Consider the following 20,497-nt stretch of genomic DNA (forward strand, 5'->3'; position numbering starts at 1 on the left):
CGTGCGCCTGGTCAGGAACTGATCAAGCGTCGCAAGGCCAGGCACGATGCGCTGCACGGAGCGTTTTTCGCACCTTATCCACAGGCGGATCCACATGCTTTGTGGAAATCCGCCGATGCTCGTGGCGTGGCAGGAACGGCTTCCGGCCGCGCTTGCTCGAAGGTGCCTAGGCCTGGGCTTCGACAGCGAAGCGCCAGGTCAGTTGATCAGCGAATTGCGCTTGGCGAACTCTGCGAGGTCGACCAGCGAACCCAGGCCGAGCTTCTGCAGCAGGCGGGTCTTGTAGGTGCTGACGGTCTTGTTGCTGAGGAACAGCTTCTCGCCGATGGCCTTGTTCGAATAGCCCATGGCGAGATGCTGGAGGACGATCATCTCGCGGTCGGAGAGCAGGCCGATAAGCTCGCTTTCGGAAATGCGTTCCGGCGGGGTGCCGAGGGTATCGAACGTGAGCGAAGGAAAGAACGTGTAGCCAGCGGTCACCGCGTTCAGGGCGTTGATCAGGTTGTTCAGGTCTTCTTCCTTGTTGACGAATCCACGGGCACCGACCTGGATGCAGCGCTTGCAGAACGCCTCTGCGGATTGCGAAGTGAGTACCAGCACCTGGCTACGCAGTCCCAGGGACTTGATCCGCGAGATCACGGTCAGGCCATCGAGTTTGGGAATGCCGATGTCGAGAATCACCACGTCCGGTTCGTGCTCCCGGACCAACTGGATGGCATCCACGCCATTGTCCGTCTCGGCGACCACCTGCAGACCATGCTTTTCCAGCAGGACGCGCACGGCGAGACGGATGACGGGGTGGTCGTCGACGATCAGGACGGTATGCATAAATTCGATTTACCTTGAGGGACCGGGACAGGGTCGGGATTCGATTTCCCGGGCGCTGCCGCCGGTGGTCATCCATGTTGGGCGCTAGGCCGAGATCGCCGTCCAGAATAGCCTGTTAAGGCGGGGCGACTCGGTTTTTCATGTGGAACCATGCTAATCCAACCGAACCTCCAAATCAGTAGGAAAATTCCCACAAAACATGGGGACTTGTCCCATAGGTCTAGTAAGGGAAACACAGCAGTATATCGCCGGTATTTCCTGGAAACCCTGTGTGGACCGTGATGAATGATTTGAATGTTCTGGTGTTGGAGGATGAGCCTTTTCAGCGCCTGGTAGCCGTCACAGCCCTGAAGAAAGTGGTGCCCGGATCGATCCTCGAGGCGGCGGACGGCAAGGAGGCGGTGGCGATCCTGGAGTCCTGCGGACACGTCGACATCGCCATCTGCGACCTGCAGATGAGCGGCATGGACGGCCTGGCGTTCCTTCGCCACGCAAGCCTGAGCGGCAAGGTCCATTCGGTGATCCTCAGCAGCGAGGTGGATCCCATCCTGCGCCAGGCCACCATTTCGATGATCGAGTGCCTGGGCCTCAATTTTCTCGGCGACCTCGGCAAGCCATTCAGCCTGGAGCGGATCACCGCCCTGTTGACCCGCTACAACGCTCGTCGCCAGGACCTGCCGCGACAGATCGAAGTCGCCGAGCTGCCCTCCGTGGCGGACGTGGTGCGCGGCCTCGACAACGGCGAGTTCGAAGCCTACTACCAGCCCAAGGTGGCCCTGGATGGCGGCGGCCTGATCGGCGCCGAGGTCCTGGCACGCTGGAACCACCCGCATCTCGGCGTATTGCCGCCGTCGCATTTCCTCTATGTGATGGAAACCTACAACCTGGTCGACAAGCTGTTCTGGCAACTGTTCAGCCAGGGGCTGGCGACGCGCAGGAAGCTGGCGCAGTTGGGGCAGCCGATCAACCTGGCGTTCAACGTCCATCCTTCGCAACTGGGTTCGCGTGCCCTGGCCGAGAACATCTCGGCGTTGCTGACCGAGTTCCACCTGCCGCCCAGTTCGGTGATGTTCGAGATCACCGAGACCGGGTTGATCAGCGCTCCTGCCAGCAGCCTGGAGAACCTCGTGCGTCTGCGGATCATGGGCTGCGGCCTGGCGATGGACGATTTCGGCGCCGGCTATTCGTCCCTCGACCGGCTCTGCGAGTTTCCCTTCAGCCAGATCAAGCTGGACAGAACCTTCGTCCAGAAGATGAAGACCCAGCCCAGGAGTTGCGCCGTCATCAGCAGTGTCGTGGCGTTGGCGCAGGCGCTGGGAATTTCCCTGGTGGTGGAAGGGGTGGAGAGCGACGAACAACGGGTACGCCTGATCGAACTCGGTTGCTCCATAGCCCAGGGCTATCTGTTCGCCCGGCCGATGCCGGAACAGCACTTTCTCGACTATTGCTCCGGATCCTGACGCCGCCGCCCTGGCCTCGGCTGCCTCTAGCCGAACGCCGGGCCTCGCGCCGGACGCGTTTCCTTTCCATACAACTGCCGGCCCTGCCGCACAGACCTTTCATGCGATCAAAACTATTCCTGCTGTTCTTCTGCCTGCTGCTGTCGGGCGGACGCCTGTTCGCCGTCGAAGCGCATCCGTCCCTGACGCTGTTCAGCCAGTTGCGCATCGAGCACGAGGACATGGCGATCGCCGAGGACGACTGGGCCTGGCTGCGTCACAAGGGTCACCTGAGGCTCGGCGCGGCGCTGGACGAGACCTCGCCCTTCAACGTCCGGCTCGACGACGAGAACTACGAAGGCATAACGGCGGACGTCGCCACGCTGGTCGGGCAGTTGCTCGGCATGCGCATCAAGGTCGTGAGCTTCGATACCCATGCGGATGCCGTGGCGGCGCTCGCTGCCGGAAAGATCGACCTGCTTGGCAGCCATTACAGCTCGGCGGGTGATTCCTCCCTGGTGCTCAGCCAACCCTATGCCCGTGATCGATTGGCGGTGTTCAAGCGGATGGGGGAAAAGCGCAACTCGCCGGAGGATCTCGCCGGACTCAGCGTGGCGGTGGCCCGGGAGCATGTCGGGGAATTGCGCCAGCGTTTCCCGCGGGCGCGTTTCGTGGTCTTCGGCAGCCATGACGAGGCCGTTGCCGCGGTGGCTTTCGGACATACCGACCTGTATCTCGACGATGTGCTCAGCGCCTACCACCGGATCAATCGGTCCTATTACGGCTACGTGAGGTTCGAGCGGTTTGCCGATGCCCGCCTGGAAGGGGGCTACGGCTTCCTCCTTCGTCGCGGCGACACGAACCTGTTGCGCGTCGTCAACTCGGCCATCGGCGCGATCAACCAGGACCGTCTCGAAAGCATCGCCAGGCGCTGGGTCGGCAGCGGTTCCCTGCCAACGGGCCAGCGTATCGCGCTGACGCCGCAGGAGAGTCGCTGGATCGCTCGCCACCCGGTGGTGCGGTTGGTCATCAACGACGACCTGGCGCCGCTGGCCTTCTTCAATTCCGACGAGACCTTCTCGGGCATCGCCTCCGACCTGCTGGACATGATTTCCCGCCGCACCGGCCTGCATTTCCAGGTCACGCCTCGCAGTGGCGGCTTCCCCGAGCAGATCGGCGTATTGGCCAGGAAGGAGGCGGACCTGGCGATCATGAGCCGCAGCAGCAAGCGCGAGGAAATGCTGCGTTTCACCCGCTCGTTCCTGTCCACCTCGTACGTCCTCGTCACCCGGGCGGACGACAAGGGACGCGCGGAGAGCCCCGGGAGCCTCGACGGCAAGCGCATAGCGATTCCCGCCGGCCATGTGGGCATGCAACAGGTGCGCGAGCGCTATCCGCAGGCCTCGATGGTGGAGGTCGGCGTCGCGCTGGATGCCATGAACCTGGTCTACGAAGGACGGGCCGACGCGGCGGTGGTGCCGCTGGTCACCGCTCGCTACTACATCGTCCGGTTGTTCCGCGAGAGGCTGGCGATCGCCGACCTGGTTCCCATCGGTGCGGCCACCGCCCACTTCGCCGTTCGCCGAGGCGACGCCGAACTCCAGTCGATTCTCGACAAGGCCTTGCTGAGCATCTCGCCGGACGACCTGAGCGATATCGTCAATCGCTGGCGCTCGCCGCCGGGAATGAGCGGCCAGACCTGGGTCGACTACATCCTGGTGATCACCGAGATCCTGGCGATCGCAGCGGCCTTGCTGCTGCTCTGCCTGGGCTGGGTCACTTATCAGCGCCGGCAGATCAGGGTGCGCGCGCGGGTCGAACAGGCGCTCAGCGACCAGTTGCGGTTCGTCGAGGCCCTGACCGACTGCATGCCTCCGCCGCTGTATGTGCGCGATGTCAACGGACGGATGCTGTCCTGCAACCGCAGCTACCTGCAGAGCGTCGGCTTGAGTTCCGAGGAGGTGATGAACCGCACCGTGCTCGAACTGCCCATGGAAAACTTCGAGACCGCTCCGGAGTTCCATCGCAGCTACCTGATGGCCATGCGCGAGGGCAGGACCATCGAGGCGGTCTACCCGGTGGTGCTGGGCGGTCGGGAGCGCTGGATCGACCACTGGATCCAGCCGTTCCGCGATTCCAGCGGGACCATCCGCGGTGTCATCTGTGGCTGGCTGGACATCACCGAGCACCGCCAGTTGATCGATGAGCTGGAAGAGGCAAAGAATCTGGCCGACGAAGCGAGCCGGGCCAAGACCACCTTCCTGGCGACCATGAGCCACGAGATCCGCACGCCGATGAACGCGGTGATCGGTATCCTCGAACTGGCGCTCAAGCGTGCCGAGACCGGTCGGGTGGACCGTTCCAGCATCGAGATCGCCTATGCCTCGGCGAAGAGCCTGCTGGAGCTGATCGGCGATATTCTCGACATCGCCCGCATCGAGTCAGGTCGCCTCAGCCTGTCGCCGAAACGGGCCAACCTGCGCGAGCTGGTGGAATCGGTGGCACGGGTATTCGAAGGCCTGGCCCGGCAAAAGCGCCTGAGCCTGGTGCTGGAGATCGATTCGAGCATCAACGGCGACGTACTGCTGGATGCCATGCGCTTCAAGCAGATCCTCTCCAACCTGGTCAGCAACGCGATCAAGTTCACCGACGAGGGCTCGATCCGCATCCGCATCGATGGCCGCCAGGTGGAGCCGTCGCTGTTGCAGGTCAATCTCTGTGTGGAAGACACCGGCATCGGTATTTCCCTGGGCGACCAGCAGCAGTTGTTCCGGCCTTTCGCCCAGGTCAACCGCAACCTGCAGAACACCGAGGGCACCGGGCTCGGCCTGGTGATCTCGCGCTCGCTGTGCGAAATGATGGGAGGGCGCCTGGTGATGAGCAGCGAGCTGGGGCAGGGTACGCGGATCGACGTCGAGCTGCGCCTGCAGGTGCTGGAACCGATCGTCGAGAACGTGCGGGCGATCCCGCTCGGCAGTCGCCAGGCGCGGCGGTTGCAGGTGCTGGTGGTGGACGATCATGCGGTCAACCGGCAGATCCTCCATCAACAGCTGAGCTTCCTCGGTCATGACGTGGAGGAAGCGGAGAACGGCCTGAGCGCTCTCAACCTGTGGCATGGGCAACCGTTCGACATGGTCATCACCGACTGCCACATGCCGCTGATGAGCGGCTCCGACCTTGCCCGCTCGATCCGCCAGGAGGAGCGCGAGAATGGCGAGGAGCCGGTGGTCATCATCGGCCTCACCGCGGACGCCCAGCCGGAGGAGATCGAGCGCTGCATCCAGGCTGGAATGAACGAGTGCCTGATCAAGCCCATCGGCCTCGATGTCCTCGAGGAGCGCCTGCTGGCCCTGGGCTTCGCCGCCGACGAGCTGCCCGTCACCATCGATGCCGAACCCGTCGCCATACCGACGGCCCCCCGTCTCTACGACCTGGATTCCCTGCATGCGCTGACCGGCGGCGAGCCGACGATGCTCAGGCGGCTGCTCGACGAACTGCTGACCAGCAACCGCAAGGACCTGGAGACCCTCGAGGGACTGGTGCAACGCCAGGAGACCGGCGAACTGGCCGAGCTGGCGCATCGGATCAAGGGCGCGGCGAGGGTGGTGCGTGGCGAGCAACTGGTGGAAAGCTGCCGGCGCCTCGAGGATGCCTGCCTCAGCCCGAACGCCTCGTTCGCCTGGGTGGAAGAGTGCGCCGTTGGGGTGAAACTGGCGATCCTCGCCCTGGACGAAAGCCTGGTGGAAGAGTGCACGGATTGACGTGGCCCGCGCCCGTTGCCCGGGCGGTAAACCAATCGTCATCGCTTTGCCCGAGGATCGGGCATGTCCAGGCGCGGAAAAGACTACACTCCGGTTGGGGAGCCTTTTCCGCGGAGCCTGACCAAAGATCGGAATACCGCCCTCGCGGGCACCCCAGCCGATTCCTGCGGTCAGATAGTCCTTCTGGAGTGCGTTGAACGAAAGGAACCAAGCGATGGCCGACCTGACCAGCCTGAGCATCGAGCATCTTCGCTCGCCACGGCTGTATACCCACCGTCTGATCCTGCGGCCCTGGCTGGTGCAGGACCGGGCCAGGTTCGCCGAGCTGAATGCCGATCCACTGGTGATGGAGTTCTTTCCGTCCTGCCTGGATCGTGCCCAGAGCGACGCGTTGCTGCGCCGCATCGACGCGCACTTCGCCGAGCACGGTTTTGGCTGGTGGGCGCTGCAGGTCAAGGGCGGCGATCCTTTCATCGGCTACGTGGGGCTGGAGGTCGTGGACTTCGATGCGCCCTTCGTACCCGCGGTGGCCATCGGCTGGCGTCTCGCCGCCGAGCATTGGGCGGAGGGCTTCGCCCACGAGGCGGCCGAGGCGGCGCTGAGCTACGCCTTCGATACCCTTGGCCTGGACCAGGTGGTGGCTTTCACCGTACCGGCCAACGAGAACTCCCTGGGGCTGATGGAGCGCCTGGGGATGCATCGCGATCCCACCGACGACTTCGAGCATCCCGACCTGCCTCCCGGCCACCGCTTGCGGCATCATGTGCTGTACCGGTTGACGCGCGAGGACTGGCTTCGCAGATGAGTCGGCCGTTTCCGAAAAGGCCTCCCATGAACGCGAACCTTCCCCCTTCCGCCATTTCCGAACTGCATGGCCCGCGCCTGCTGCTGCGCGCCTGGCGCGACAGCGACCGCGAGGCGTTCGCCGAGATGTGCGCCGACCCGCAGGTAATGGAATTCTTCCCCAGTGTGCTCGACCGCGCGCAGAGCGACGCCTTGGTCGATCGCGTCCAGGCGCATTTTGCCGAGCGTGGCTACGGGCCCTGGGCCCTGGAGCTACCGGGCGAGGCGGCGTTCATCGGATTCACCGGCCTGTTCGACGTGACCATGGACGTGCACTTCGCCCCGACCGTGGAGATCGGCTGGCGCCTGGCGCCCGCCTACTGGGGGCGTGGACTCGCCCGCGAAGCGGCGGAAACCGCCTTGGACTTCGCCTTCGAGCGGCTGCGCCTGCCCGAGGTGGTGGCCTTCACCACGCCGCCCAACCGCCGCTCCTGGGGCTTGATGGAGCGCCTGGGCATGCGTCGCGATCCGGCCGAGGATTTCGACCACCCACTCCTGGCAGCGGATCACCCGATGCGCCGGCATATCCTCTATCGCGTCGACGCGGCCCGCTGGGCGGAGCGGTGAACATGGGCGACGGCGGCGGCGAGGTGCTCTCCTACCATCGCCTCAGCATGCATCGCCCGGAGCGCTACGCACCCGGTCCCGGCGGACTGGACTGGGCGACCCAGCCGGCGCCGTTCCGCCAGTACCGGGGCTGCCGGCAAATCGAACTGCTGCATCGGCCGCTGGAGGAGTCGCCACCCTACGACGGGGTGTTTTCCGGGCCGGCGGCCGCGCCCTCTCGGCTCGATCGCCGCAGCCTCTCGCAGATGCTCTACGACGGATTGGCGCTGTCGGCCTGGAAGGAGGCCGGCGGCACTCGCTGGGCGCTGCGGGTCAATCCGTCGAGCGGCAACCTGCATCCCACCGAAGCCTACCTGCTGCTTCCCGGCGGTACCCTGGAGCCGGCGCCGCTGCTCGCCCATTACCGTCCCGACAAGCATGCCCTGGAGGTGCGCGGCGAACTGCCGGCAACGCTGGCTTCGCTGCTGGATGACTGCTTGCCGGCCGGCGGCTGCCTCCTGGCATTGACCAGCGTGCCCTGGCGCGAGGCCTGGAAATACGGTGAGCGAGCCTATCGCTACTGCCAGCATGACCTCGGCCACGCGCTGGCCTGCCTCTCGATCGCCGCGGCGATCCAGGGCTGGGAGATGCGCCTGCTGCGCGGCGTCGCCGAAAGCGCACTGGACGGCCTGTTCGGCCTTGATCGGGACGGCTTCGCCGAGTGCGAGAGCGTCGACGCACTGTTCTGGATCGGGCCGGCGCTCACGCAGGAGCCTTCCCTTTCGCCGCGCCTGTGCGAAGGACTGGCGGCCCTGCCGTTGGCCGGCGCGCCGAACCGGCTGTCGCGGGAGTACCGGGACTGGCCGGAGTTGCAGCGGATACATGGGCTATGTCGGGCGCCGCGCCTGCCGGCACGCCCGTGGAGGGTCGCACCGGGCGAGCCCGGCAACGACAACCCCGGCCTGCCGCTGCGACCGCTGCTGCATCGGCGGCGTAGCGCGCAGCGCATGGACGGGCGCGCCGGCATCGATGTCGAACTGCTGCGGGCCTGGCTGCGCAGGCTGCTGCCGGAGCGCTCGCCGGTGCCTTTCGCGGTCACCGGCGAGGCCGCGCGGGTCGATCTGCTGCTGTTCGTCCATCGCGTCCGGGGCCTGGTGCCGGGGTTGTACTGGCTGGACCGCAGCGGCCTGCGGCGGCCGCCGATGCGCGAGGATTTCCTCTGGCAGCGCGTCGATCCGGAGTTGCCGCTGTACCTGTTGCAGGAAGGCGATGCGCGCGCGCTGTCGGCGTATCTCTCCTGCCAGCAGGACATCGCCGGCGACGGCTGCGTCGCGCTCGCCATGCTCGCCCATCTCGGCGCGGCGCTCGAAGAAGGTCCCTGGTGCTATCCGCGGCTGTACTGGGAATGCGGGCAGGTCGGCCAGTTGCTCTACCTCGAGGCGGAGGCCGCCGGGCTGTCTGGGACGGGTATCGGCTGCTACTACGACCCCCTGGTGCATGAGCTGCTTGGACTAACGGATGAGTCCATGGCCAGTCTCTACCATTTCACCCTCGGCCGCGCGGTGTGGGACACTCGTCTTTGCAACATGCCCGCGTACCCGGCCATGCGCCGCGACTAGCCCGTCGACAGCCCGAATTCGAGGAAACACCCCATGACCCAGATACTGGACAACCTGGTGGCTTTGCTGAGCCTGGAACCCATCGAGGAGAACCTGTTCCGGGGCATGAGCCAGGATCTCGGCTTCCGCCAGCTCTATGGCGGCCAGGTCCTGGGGCAGGCGCTGTCGGCGGCCAGCCAGACGGTGGAGGACGATCGCCACGTACACTCCATGCACGGCTACTTCCTGCGTCCCGGCGACGCCAGCATGCCGGTGGTGTACCAGGTGGACCGGGTGCGCGACGGCGGCAGCTTCAGCACCCGCCGGGTCACCGCGATCCAGAAAGGCCAGCCGATCTTCACCCTGAGCAGCTCCTTCCAGTACGACGAGGAAGGTTTCCACCACCAGATCGAGATGCCCGAGGTGGTTGGCCCGGATAACCTGCCTTCGGAGCTGGAGCTGACCCGCCAGCGCGCCGAGCGGATTCCCGAGCGCATCCGCGACAAGCTGCTGTATCCGAAGCCCATCGAGATTCGTCCGGTCACCCAGCACGACCCCTACGACCCGCAGCCCGACGAACCGGTGAAGTACCTCTGGTTCCGTGCCGACGGCAAGCTGCCGGACGTCCCGGCGCTGCACAAGTACCTGCTGGCCTACGCCTCGGACTTCGGCTTCCTTACCACCTCGATGCAGCCCCATGCCGTTTCGGTGTGGCAGAAGACCATGCAGGTCGCCAGCCTCGACCACGCCCTGTGGTTCCACCGCGACCTGCGCGCGGACGAGTGGCTGCTCTACGCCATCGACAGCCCCTGGGCCGGCAACGCACGCGGTTTCGTGCGCGGCAGCATCTTCAACCAGAGCGGCCAGCTGGTCGCCTCGTCGAGCCAGGAAGGCCTGATCCGCAAGCGTGAGGACTGGGCGTGAGGCTGGCCGACATCCGCCACTGGGTGTTCGACATGGACGGCACCCTGACCCGGGCTGTGCACGACTTCCCGGCGATCCGCCGAGCGCTGGACATCCCCGAGCAGGACGACATCCTGCTGCACCTCGCCGCCCTGCCCGAGGCCGAGGCGGCGGCCAAGCACGCCTGGCTGCTCGAACACGAGCGCGCCCTGGCCGAGGCCGCGCGGCCGGCGCCGGGCGCACTGGAACTGGTGCGCGAGTTGCAGCGGCGCGGCGTGCGCCTGGGCATCCTGACCCGCAACGACCACCAGTTGGCGCTGATCACCCTCGAAGCGATCGGCCTGGGCGGCTGCTTCCCCACCGAGCACATCCTCGGGCGCGGCGAGGCGCGGCCCAAGCCGGACCCTGATGGCTTGCTGCGCATCGCCCGACGCTGGAACGTGACGCCGGCGGAGCTGGTGATGGTCGGCGACTACCGTTTCGACCTCGACTGCGGACGCGCCGCGGGTAGTCGCACGGTGCTGGTCAACCTGCCGGAAAACCCCTGGCCGGAGCTGGCCGACTGGCACGCTGCCGATTGCCATGCGTTGCTCGAGCAACTGCAAACGCCGTAGGAATATCCGGCGGAAAACCTCGAGGGCGGCAGCGCCAGCGGCTCCCCGAAAACGAAAAAAGCGCAGGAAGCCAGGCTCCTGCGCTTTTTTCCTGCGCATCCGTGCGGGATGCGGCGGCCGTTATCAGCCGTTGATCGCGTCGGTCAGTGCCTTGGCCGGAACGAACTTGGCTACACGCTTGGCAGCGATCTCGATCGCCTTGCCGGTCTGCGGGTTGCGGCCGGTGCGCGCGGGACGCTCGGAGACCTTCAGCTTGCCGATACCCGGCAGGGTGATTTCGCCATCGTTCTCCAGGGCGTCCTTGACGATCTCGGCGAGCTGGTCGAGCGCGCTGCGAACGGTGGTCTTCTGCGCGTCGATGGCTTCGGCGATGTCCTGGATCAGTTGGTCTTTGGTCAGTGCCATGGTGGTGTAGCTCCTTGGTAAAAGACTGCGCGAGGGGCCTCGCACAGAAACGGGCGTGATTTTAAACAGCTTGGCGCGAATAAGGTTCCCTTTTCTCCGCTTATTTGTTTCCTCGCACGACGCGCATGACAGAGCCGTTACAGAGGTTTTCGCGGCTGTCCGGAATGATGCCGGCGTCGGTTGCCCGACGCATCCTCATGGTTCTGCCAGGGGCGCATGCCTCCGGTTCTTAGTTAAGGATTATTGGTTATTTATAGGTTAGGGTTTCATCCATTAGGGTTATAAGCAGGACATCCCGTCCCTTTCCATCACCGGAGCCTGCTTACCTCGCGCCAACGCCTGGCCCTCGCTCCCCGTTCGAGGTGCCGCATGAGCGAAGCCCGGCTCCACTCGCCCGCCCCCAGGACACCGCGACCCATGGCCGGTTGGGCGGCAAGCCTGCGCGACAGTGGACTGCTGGCGCTGGCAGTGCCGCGCGTGTTCGCCGGCATGGAGCGGGACTGGGGGGAAATCTTCGCTGGCGTCCGCCACCTGGCCGAGCAGGAACTCGAGCTGGCACGGCGCCTGGCCCTGCATCATCTGCAGATCGCTTCCATTCGCCTGCTGGGTAGTCCTGAACAGCAGCGCCGCCTGTTGCCGGCCAGCGTCGAGCGCCGCTGGCTGTGGAGCGAGGCGGTCGATCTGCGGCGCGCCCAGCCCGAAGCGCAGGAGCACTGGCGGGGCGGTTTCCTGGTGGGTGGACGGGGTAGCGATTGCTTCGCCGTGGAAGACGTGGATCGCTTGCTGATCTCAGCCTGGCACGCGCCCTCCCGCGCTCACCTGATCGCTGTCGCCGAAACGGGGCGGGCAGGCATCGACATCTCCGGCCTCGCCGATGGCTCGGGGCTGTTCTTGCCCGCCGGGCAGCGACTGCATTACCAGCGGCTGCGGCTGCATCCCGAGGACATCCTGGTGCCGCCCGGCCTGCCGCCGACCCCGTGCGGGCAACTGCGCGAAGGCTTGACCCGATTGGCCCAGGCCAATCTCGACCTGGGCCAGGCTGCGCGGGTGCCGGGCGACGTGGCGGGGCAGGGAGAGGCGCCGCGTCTCCTCGCCCTCGCGCTGCGTCTTGTCGAACTGGCGGCGGAGTCCTTCCAGGCGGCATTCGCCCGCGGCGGCGCGCTGACATTCCGCGAAAGCGCGGCGGCGTCGCTGCTGGCGAGCGAGGCGGAGGCGGTGGCCCGCGCCGGGCTGCTCGCCTGCCTGCGCCGACAGGCCCTGGAAGCCCGTCTGCTGGGCGCGGCCCTGTAGGGACGGGGGCATGGAGCAAGGGCGGAAGGGCATCCGGAGGCGCATTCGCGCTCATAAACTAATTCCAAAATATTATTTATATCGAGTTTTTTATATCTGTAATCTGCATCGCACCGGACCACCGGACTCGCTGTCGCCACCCATTGCCCGTCCCTGGTCCGTTCTCCTCCGGAGCGCGGCACCGTTGCCTCCGAGGTTCGCCCGATGAAACGCCCGAATTCCCTGCACCGCCTGGTGGCAGCCCTGGCCTTTGCCAGCCTTTCCGTCGCCGCCCAGGCCGCCGACATCACGGTCGGCTACCAGACCGGCATCGACCCGACCAAGGTGCCCCAGGCCGATGGCCTGTACGAGAAAGCCATCGGCGAGAAGATCGACTGGCGCCGCTTCAACAGCGGTCCGGAAGTGATCGCCGCGCTCGCCTCCGGAGACCTGCAACTCGGCAACATCGGGTCCAGCCCGCTGGCAGCGGCGACCTCGCGGAAGCTGCCGATCGTCGCCTTCATCGTTTCCGCGCAGATCAACGCCGCCGAGGCGCTGGTGGTGCGCAATGGAAGCGGGATCGGGAAACCCGAGGACCTGGTCGGCAAGACTATCGCTACCCCGTTCGTTTCAACCTCCCACTACAGCCTGCTCGGCGCCCTCAAGCACTGGCAGATCGATCCGTCCAAGGTGAAGATCGTCAACCTCAACCCGGCCGAGATCGCTGCCGCCTGGCGTCGCGGCGACATCGACGGGGCCTTCGTCTGGTCGCCGGCGCTGGGCGAGATCAAGAAAAGCGGCAAGGTCCTCACCGACGCCGCCGAAGTCGGCCAGTGGGGTGCGCCGACATTCGAGGTGTGGGTGGCGCGCAAGGACTTCGCCGAGAAGCATCCTGAAATCGTCGCCCGCTTCGCCCGCGTCAGCCTCGATTCCTTCGCCGACTACAACGCGCACAAGGCCGAATGGACCGCCGACTCCGAGCCGGTGAAGAAGATCGCCCGGCTGACCGGCGCCGATCCCAGGGACGTCCCCGAACTGCTGGCCGGCTCGACCTTCCCGGAAAGCCAGGCGCAACTGTCCGCCGACCTGCTCGGCGGCGGCACCGCCAAGGCTATCGCCGGCACTGCCGAATTCCTCAAGGAACAGAAGCGCGTGCCGGCCGTCCTCGGCGACTACTCGCCCTACGTCAGCGCCGACTTCGTGCGCCAGGCGGAGCAGGTCCAGGTCGGCCAGCGCTGAATTCCGCGCCTCCGCTCCGGCCTGTCGGAGCGGAGGCTTTCTTACCCTACGGAGGGCAGAACACATGAGCCGTCTGACGGCCGAGGCGATCAGCCTCTCATTCGAACAGCGCGGCCAGCGCCGCGCCATCCTCCGCGATCTCAGCCTGGGCCTGGCCAAGGGCGAGTCGCTGGTGGTGCTGGGTCCTTCGGGCTGCGGCAAGTCGACACTGCTGAACATCCTCGCCGGTTTCCAGAAGCCGGACCAGGGACGCGTGCAGATCGACGGCCGGACACTCGAAGGGCCCGGCGGCGAGCGCGGCGTGGTGTTCCAGGACGACGCCCTGATGCCCTGGCTCAACGCCCTCGAAAACGTCGCCCTGGGCCTGCGCATCCGTGGCCTGGGCAAGGCCGAGCGCAGCGCGCGGGCGCGCCAGGTCCTGCAACTGGTGGGCCTCCAGGAGTACGCCGAGCAGTCCGTCGCCCAGCTCTCCGGCGGCCAGCGGCAACGCCTCGGGCTGGCACGCGCGCTGGCGGTCGAGCCGGACTTCCTGCTGCTCGACGAGCCGTTCGGCGCGCTCGACGCGCTGACCCGCGAGCGCATGCAGGTGCTCCTGCTGGACCTGTGGAAGCAGACCGGCAAGGGCCTCTTCCTGATCACCCACAGCGTCGACGAAGCCCTGTTCCTGGCTACCGACCTGGTGGTGATGGACGGCCCGCCGGCGCGCATCGTCAAGCGCCTGCCGGTGGACTTCGCGCGGCGTTACGCCGCCGGCGAAACGGTGCGTTCGATCAAGGCTGATCCCGAGTTCGGCCGTTTGCGCCAGGCGTTGCTGGACGAATTCCTCGATGTCGCGGAGGCCGAACATGCCCACTGATACCCTCGGACTCGCCGTTGCCAATCCTGTCCCGCGCAAGCGCCGTCTGCCCGGCGACCGTCGGCGCTGGGCCGCCGGTGCCAGCGTGCTGGCCCTGGCCCTGCTGTGGTGGGCGGCGACCCGTTTCGGCTGGGTCGACGTGCTGTTCCTGCCGGCGCCCGAACAGCTCTTCGAAGCCCTGCAACGGCTATGGCAGGAGGGCTACCTCGATGCCAGCCTGCTGCAACACGTCGGCACCAGCCTGCTGCGGGTGCTCCTGGCGCTCGGCGCGGCGGTGCTGACGGCGATCCCGCTGGGCGTGCTGATGGGCCTCAATCCCTTGGCCGGAGCGGCCCTCGATCCGCTGGTGGAGTTCTACCGGCCGATCCCGCCGTTGGCCTACCTGCCGTTGATCGTCATCTGGTTCGGCATCGGCGAGCTGAGCAAGGTGCTGCTGATCTACCTGGCGCTGTTCGCGCCGCTGCTGATCGCTACCGCCGCCGGCGTGCGTCGCGTAGACCGATCGCGGGTGCAGGCGGTGCGCTGCCTGGGGGCCAGCCGCTGGCAGGTGGTGCGCTACGTGATCCTGCCGAGTGCCTTGCCGGAGGTCCTCACCGGCCTGCGCATCGCCCTCGGCGTCGGCTGGTCGACCCTGGTCGCCGCCGAGCTGATCGCGGCCAACCGAGGCCTCGGCTTCATGGTCCAGTCCGCCGCGCAATTCCTCGCCACCGACGTGGTGGTGGTCGGCATCCTGCTGATCGCCGCCATCGCCCTGGCCTTCGAACTGGGGCTGCGCTGGGTCCAGCGGCGCTTCGCCGCCTGGGGTTGAGCGCGAGAGTCCCGAGTCATTTCCGAACCGGCCTTCACTCACGCGGCGAAGGCCGGAGCGAGGGCGCGCAGGGCGCGCCCGCAACCTGCCCGACGAGTAGTACGACATGAGCCTGACCATCCAACCCATCAGCCCGGCCCTGGGCGCCATCGTTTCCGGCATCGACCTCGGCGCGCCGCTGGACGACACCGGCCAGCGGGCCATCGAGCAGGCCCTGCTCGAACACCAGGTGCTGTTCTTCCGCGACCAGTCGCTGGAACCCAGGAGCCAGGCGCGCTTCGCCGCCCGCTTCGGCGACCTGCACATCCATCCGATCTACCCCAGCGTGCCGGAGCAGCCGGAGGTCATCGTCCTCGACACCGCGGTCACCGACGTGCGCGACAATGCCATCTGGCACACCGACGTGACCTTCCTCGAGACCCCGGCGCTGGGAGCCGTGCTCGCCGCCAAGCAATTGCCGCCGTACGGCGGCGACACCCTCTGGGCGAGCAGCACGGCGGCCTACGAGGCGCTGTCGGCGCCGCTGCGGCGTCTGCTGGACGGCCTCACGGCGACCCACGACATCGGCAAGTCCTTCCCCCGCGAGCGCTTCGGCGTCACCGAGGCCGACCTGGCGCGCCTGGAGGAGGCCCGCCTGAAGAATCCGCCGCGCTCGCATCCGGTGGTGCGCACCCATCCGGTCACCGGGCGCAAGGGCCTGTTCGTCAGCGATGGCTTCACCACCCGCATCAACGAACTGGAGCCGGCCGAGAGCGATGCGCTGCTGAAGTTCCTCTTCGCCCATGCCACGCGACCTGAATTCACCGTGCGCTGGCGCTGGCAGGAAAACGACGTGGCGTTCTGGGACAACCGCGTGACGCAGCACTACGCGGTGGACGATTACCGGCCACAGCGGCGGGTCATGCATCGCGCCACCATCCTCGGCGACAAGCCCTTCTGACGACGCCGCGCGCGGGCTTCCTCCGGCGGCCCGCGCCGGCAACTGTCCGTTCCGCCAGCTTTTGCTCTCGAAAAGGTCGCCTCTGCGACATTCGCTGTCGTGTCCCGGCGTGCCGCTCTCGCCTAAGCTTGGCGGGTCCAATTGTTTCGAGAGTTTTCATCCATGCAAGAACGCATCCCGGATGAGCTGACCCTGCCAGAGCTCACCCTGCGTGGCCTGATCCTCGGTGCGCTGATCACCGTGGTCTTCACCGCCTCCAACGTCTACCTTGGTCTGAAGGTCGGCCTGACCTTCGCCTCGTCGATCCCGGCGGCGGTGATCTCGATGGCCGTCCTGCGCTACTTCTCCGGCGCCAACATCCTCGAGAACAACATGGTGCAGACCCAGGCCTCGGCGGCCGGCACTCTGTCCTCGATCATCTTCATCCTTCCCGGCCTGCTGATGATCGGCTACTGGAGTGGCTTCCCGTTCTGGCAGACCGCGGCGATCTGCTCCATCGGCGGCATTCTCGGGGTGCTCTATACCATTCCGCTGCGCCGGGTGATGGTGGTGCAGAGCGAACTGCCGTATCCGGAAGGGGTGGCGGCGGCGGAAATCCTCCGGGTCGGCAGCGACGGCGCCGAGGACGAGGAAGACGCCCGCGCGCCGCGTGCCGCCGGTAACGCGCCGGGGCTCTACGACATCCTCGGCGGCGGCCTGGTGGCGGCGCTGTTCAGCCTCTGGAGCAGCGGCTTCAAGGTTCTCGCCGAAGGCTTCAGCGTCTGGCTCAGTGCCGGGCAGGCGGCGTTCCGCCTTTCCACCGGTTTTTCCCTGGCGCTGGTCGGTGCCGGCTACCTGATGGGCATCACCGCCGGCATCGCGATCCTCATCGGCGTGGTGATCTCCTGGGGCGTCGCGGTGCCGCTGCTGACCGTCAACAGCGTGCCGGCCGACGGCCAGAGCCTGTCGGACCTGGCCACCCAACTGTGGAGTTCGCAGGTGCGCTTCCTCGGCGCCGGCACCATCGGCGTGGCCGCGCTGTGGACCCTGGCGACCCTGTTCAAGCCGATGGTACGGGGCGTCTGGGCCTCCCTCGGGGCAGTGCGCGGCAATAGCCAGGCGAACAGCCTGCGCACCGAGCTGGACATGCCGGCCAAGTGGATCCTGCTGATCGCCGGGATACTGCTGGTCTCGCTGTTCGTGGTCTTCAGCCACTTCCTCGGTGCCGCCGCGCCGGACATGGCCAGCCCGCAGTTCTGGAGCCTGGTGGCGGTATGCGTGGTGTTCGCCTTCTTCTTCGGCTTCCTGATCGCCGCCGCCTGCGGCTACATGGCCGGCCTGGTCGGTTCGTCGAGCAGTCCGATCTCGGGGATCGGAATCATCGCGGTCATCCTGGTGTCGTTGCTGATACTCGGCTTCGGCAGCATCGAGGGCGGCCTGCTGGACCGCCAGAACGGCAAGCTGGCGATCGCCCTGGCGCTGTTTACCACCTCGGTGGTGCTGGCCATCGCGGCGATCTCCAACGACAACCTGCAGGACCTCAAGACCGGCTACCTGGTCGGCGCCACGCCCTGGCGCCAGCAGGTCGCGCTGATCGTCGGCTGCATCGTCGGCGCGCTGGTGATCCCCCCGGTGCTGGAACTGCTCTACAGCGCCTACGGCTTCACCGGGGCCCTGCCGCGCGAGGGAATGGACCCCGGCCAGGCCCTGGCCGCGCCGCAGGCGACCCTGATGACGGCGATCGCCAGCGGGATTTTCCACGACGCGCTGAACTGGAACATGATCCTCATCGGCGTCGCCCTGGGCATCGCCCTGATCCTCGTCGACCTGCTCCTGCGCCGTACCGGCAAGGCCTGCCTGCCGGTGCTGGCGGTGGGCCTGGGGATCTACCTGCCGCCGACCATCGGCATGACCCTGGTGGTCGGTGCGCTGATTTCCTGGCTGCTGGAAAATGCCCTGAAGAAGCGTGCGGCGGCGGCCGGGGTCGACGAAGAGGCTTATGCCGAAGAGCCGAAGCGACGCGGCGTGCTGCTGGCTTCGGGGCTGATCGTCGGCGAGAGCCTGATGGGCATCCTGCTCGCCGGGGTGATCGGCGCCACCGGCGAGGACGCGCCGCTGGCGCTGGCCGGCGCCGGCTTCGCGGGCATCGCCCAGTGGCTGGGACTGGTGGTATTCGTCGCGATCTGCGTGCTGTTCTACCGGCGAGTGCTGGCGCGCTGAGGGATTCGCAGCTGCACGGGGATGGGATGTTGCCGCTAGCGTCATTCCCCGCGGTCAGGGACGGAGGATGAGGGAAGGGGCGCCCTGCGCGCCCCCTTTTCCTGCGCTCAACGCACCAGGTGCAGGAACTGCAGGTGCCGCTCGTACTGGTCGAGCATGTCGTTGATGATCTGCTCCTTGGTGTAGCCCATCAGATCGTAGTCCTGGCTACCTTCGGCGAGATGCACCTCGGCACGGAAGTAGCGGCGATTCTTCAGGTGCAGGCCGCCCATGCCGGCACGCGCGAAGGACGGCGTGAAGTAGCCGCGCATCAGCACCTGGTAGAGGAACCGATGCTGCTCGCCATGACCGATCTCCAGGCTCAGCGAGGCGTTGCCCGGATCGAGCTGGGCGTCCACCGCCAGGCCCTTCTCGCGGAACACCTCGGAAACCTCGCTGATCGCCGGGCGCACCACGTCGTTCATGAAGCGGTACACCTCGTCCCGCGAGGGGAAGTGCACGGCCTGCGACAGGCGTCGCTTCCAGCCGCCGGAGCGCTTGCCGTTGCCGCTCATCAGCGGCGCCAGGGAGTGGCTCCGCGCCCGCTGGCGCTGCGACTCCATGTAGAAGGCCTTGTGCAGGCCCCACATCATCAATAGCAGGATCAGCGAGAAGGGCAGGGAGGTCAGCACCACCGCCGACTTCAGCGCGTCGATGCTGCCGGCGAACAGCAGCCCGCCGGTGACCAGCGCGGTGACCGAGCCCCAGAACACCCGCAGCCACTTCGGCCCGTCGTCGTCGGCGCTGCCGCCGTGGGCGGAGAGGGTGGAGAGGACCACGGTGCCGGAGTCCGCCGAGGTGACGAAGAAGACGAAGCTGACCAGCACCGTGACGGTGATCACCGCGCGGCTCCAGGGGTAGTTCTGGAGCATCTGGTAGAGGGCCATCGACGGCTGCTCGATGGCCACCCGGCCGAGTTCGCTGGCGCCGCCGAGGGCCTGCTCCAGGGCGCTGTTGCCGAAGATCGACATCCACGCCAGGGTGAAGCCGAGCGGGATGAACAGCACGCCGAAGACGAATTCGCGGATCGTCCGGCCGCGCGAGATGCGCGCGATGAACAGGCCGACGAAGGGCGCCCAGGCGATCCACCAGGCCCAGTAGAACACCGTCCACGAGCCCAGCCAGTCGCTGGGGCCGCCGTAGGCGTAGAGGTCGAAGCTCTTGCCCGGCAGGTGGCCGAGGTAGTCGCCGACGTTCTGCACCAGGGTGTTGAGCAGGTGCTGGGTCGGACCGGCGAACAGCACGAACAGCAACAGGCTGCAAGCCAGCAGCATGTTGATGTCGGAGAGGATGCGGATGCCCTTGTCGACCCCGGAGACCGCCACCGAGATCGCCGCGCCCATCATCAGCACGATGAGCACCATCTGCACCGCATGGGTATGCGGTATGGCGTACAGGTAGTCCAGCCCGGAATTGAGCTGGAGCACGCCGAAGCCCATGTCGGCGCCGAGGCCGAACACCGTGGCGATGATGCCGAAGCAGTCCACCGTGTAGCCGATCGGCCCGTTGATACGCTTGCCGATCAACGGGTAGAGCGCCGAACGCAGGGCCAGCGGCAGGTTGTGGCGGTAGGCGAAGTAGGCCAGCGCCATCGCCACCAGGGCGAATACGCCCCAGCCGTGCAGGCCCCAGTGCAGGAACAGCAGTTCCATGGCCTGCCGCGCGGCTTCCTGGGTACCGGCCTCGCCTTGCGGCGGCTGGAGGAAGTGGGTCAGCGGTTCGGATACGCAGAAGAAGAACAGGGTGATGCTGATGCCGGCGGCGAACAGCATGCCGGCCCAGGACAGGTAGCTGAATTCCGGCTCGTCGTGGTCGGCACCGAGCTTGATCTTGCCGTAGCCGGAAAGCGCGGTGACCACCACGAAGATCAGGTACAGCGTCATCGCCAGCAGGTAGTACCAGCCGACGGTCTGCGAGGCCCAGGTCTGCGCGGCCAGCAGCCATTCGCCGGCGCGCTGGGGGAAGCCGATGACCACTGCGGCGAACAGCAGGATCAGGATCGCCGCACCGTAGAACACCGGGGGATTCATGCGGATGGGCGTGGGGGTGGAGGGGGTGGCGGAGGGCGATTGTGCGTCAGTCAAAACAGGCTGGTCTCCTCGTCCTTAATTTGATCAAGCGTTCAATATAAACACGATCAAGGGCCCGGGAGCCAATCCTTCGGACGTATGGAAGCCTTCGGCGCCGCGCTTTTCCCGCACGTTCGCCGA

General features: G+C 66.6%; 16 protein-coding genes. 13 read left to right on the top strand and 3 right to left on the bottom strand.

The genetic code is table 11. From position 1 onward, the window contains the following. Positions 1 to 198: 198 nt before the first annotated feature. A complete protein-coding gene (locus ACYAF3_RS16510; protein WP_043096889.1) occupies positions 199 to 828 on the bottom strand; it encodes a response regulator transcription factor in 630 nt (209 codons plus the stop codon). Between the two features lie 281 nt (positions 829 to 1,109). Between ACYAF3_RS16510 and rocR the strand changes: the two genes are divergently transcribed. From rocR to ACYAF3_RS16545, 7 genes are all read left to right on the top strand, one after another. Further along, a complete protein-coding gene (rocR, locus tag ACYAF3_RS16515) occupies positions 1,110 to 2,288 on the top strand; it encodes a two-component system response regulator cyclic di-GMP-specific phosphodiesterase RocR (protein WP_003106013.1) in 1,179 nt (392 codons plus the stop codon). A gap of 101 nt (positions 2,289 to 2,389) precedes the next feature. Beyond that, entirely contained in the window at positions 2,390 to 6,028 is a 3,639-nt protein-coding gene (locus tag ACYAF3_RS16520) for a transporter substrate-binding domain-containing protein (protein ID WP_043096890.1), read from the top strand. Positions 6,029 to 6,242: 214 nt separating this feature from the next. Next, positions 6,243 to 6,833, top strand: coding sequence for a GNAT family N-acetyltransferase (locus ACYAF3_RS16525; RefSeq protein ID WP_003106016.1), 591 nt, complete (start codon positions 6,243 to 6,245; stop codon positions 6,831 to 6,833). A gap of 26 nt (positions 6,834 to 6,859) precedes the next feature. Next, a complete protein-coding gene (locus ACYAF3_RS16530) occupies positions 6,860 to 7,438 on the top strand; it encodes a GNAT family N-acetyltransferase (RefSeq protein WP_003106018.1) in 579 nt (192 codons plus the stop codon). 2 nt (positions 7,439 to 7,440) lie between these two features. Then, positions 7,441 to 9,036, top strand: coding sequence for a SagB/ThcOx family dehydrogenase (locus tag ACYAF3_RS16535; RefSeq protein ID WP_043097450.1), 1,596 nt, complete (start codon positions 7,441 to 7,443; stop codon positions 9,034 to 9,036). Between the two features lie 33 nt (positions 9,037 to 9,069). Then, a complete protein-coding gene (tesB, locus tag ACYAF3_RS16540) occupies positions 9,070 to 9,939 on the top strand; it encodes an acyl-CoA thioesterase II (RefSeq protein WP_003093084.1) in 870 nt (289 codons plus the stop codon). Further along, entirely contained in the window at positions 9,936 to 10,532 is a 597-nt protein-coding gene (locus tag ACYAF3_RS16545) for an HAD family hydrolase (protein ID WP_003107576.1), read from the top strand. The genes tesB and ACYAF3_RS16545 overlap by 4 nt, the downstream gene beginning before the upstream one ends. 123 nt (positions 10,533 to 10,655) lie before the next feature. On the opposite strand, the gene ACYAF3_RS16550 is transcribed toward ACYAF3_RS16545, so the two are convergent. Beyond that, positions 10,656 to 10,937: an HU family DNA-binding protein gene (locus ACYAF3_RS16550; protein ID WP_003093079.1), complete on the bottom strand. Its 282-nt coding sequence runs from the start codon at positions 10,935 to 10,937 to the stop codon at positions 10,656 to 10,658. A gap of 369 nt (positions 10,938 to 11,306) precedes the next feature. Between ACYAF3_RS16550 and ACYAF3_RS16555 the strand changes: the two genes are divergently transcribed. The 6 genes from ACYAF3_RS16555 (at position 11,307) to ACYAF3_RS16580 (ending at position 18,248) form a co-directional block, all read left to right on the top strand. Beyond that, positions 11,307 to 12,227 carry an acyl-CoA dehydrogenase family protein gene (locus tag ACYAF3_RS16555; protein ID WP_105579079.1) on the top strand — a complete coding sequence of 307 codons (921 nt, stop codon included), beginning with the start codon at positions 11,307 to 11,309 and terminating at the stop codon, positions 12,225 to 12,227. A 204-nt stretch (positions 12,228 to 12,431) separates the two neighbouring features. After that, positions 12,432 to 13,445: a taurine ABC transporter substrate-binding protein gene (tauA, locus tag ACYAF3_RS16560; protein WP_003114314.1), complete on the top strand. Its 1,014-nt coding sequence runs from the start codon at positions 12,432 to 12,434 to the stop codon at positions 13,443 to 13,445. A 64-nt stretch (positions 13,446 to 13,509) separates the two neighbouring features. Beyond that, the gene (locus ACYAF3_RS16565; protein ID WP_004351571.1) at positions 13,510 to 14,301 is read left to right on the top strand and encodes a taurine ABC transporter ATP-binding protein; all 792 of its coding nucleotides are present in this window, start codon (positions 13,510 to 13,512) and stop codon (positions 14,299 to 14,301) included. Then, positions 14,291 to 15,109 (top strand): ABC transporter permease subunit, encoded by an 819-nt coding sequence (locus tag ACYAF3_RS16570; protein WP_003114312.1) that lies wholly within the window; start codon positions 14,291 to 14,293, stop codon positions 15,107 to 15,109. The genes ACYAF3_RS16565 and ACYAF3_RS16570 overlap by 11 nt, the downstream gene beginning before the upstream one ends. A gap of 106 nt (positions 15,110 to 15,215) precedes the next feature. After that, entirely contained in the window at positions 15,216 to 16,049 is an 834-nt protein-coding gene (gene tauD, locus ACYAF3_RS16575; RefSeq protein ID WP_003114311.1) for a taurine dioxygenase, read from the top strand. Positions 16,050 to 16,211: 162 nt separating this feature from the next. Continuing rightward, positions 16,212 to 18,248 (top strand): OPT family oligopeptide transporter, encoded by a 2,037-nt coding sequence (locus ACYAF3_RS16580; RefSeq protein WP_003114310.1) that lies wholly within the window; start codon positions 16,212 to 16,214, stop codon positions 18,246 to 18,248. A gap of 107 nt (positions 18,249 to 18,355) precedes the next feature. Here the strand turns inward: ACYAF3_RS16580 and betT are convergent, their stop codons facing one another. Beyond that, positions 18,356 to 20,317 carry a choline BCCT transporter BetT gene (gene betT / locus ACYAF3_RS16585; RefSeq protein WP_016852485.1) on the bottom strand — a complete coding sequence of 654 codons (1,962 nt, stop codon included), beginning with the start codon at positions 20,315 to 20,317 and terminating at the stop codon, positions 18,356 to 18,358. Positions 20,318 to 20,497: the final 180 nt, after the last annotated feature.

Source organism: Pseudomonas sp. TZ252 (assembly GCF_056110345.1).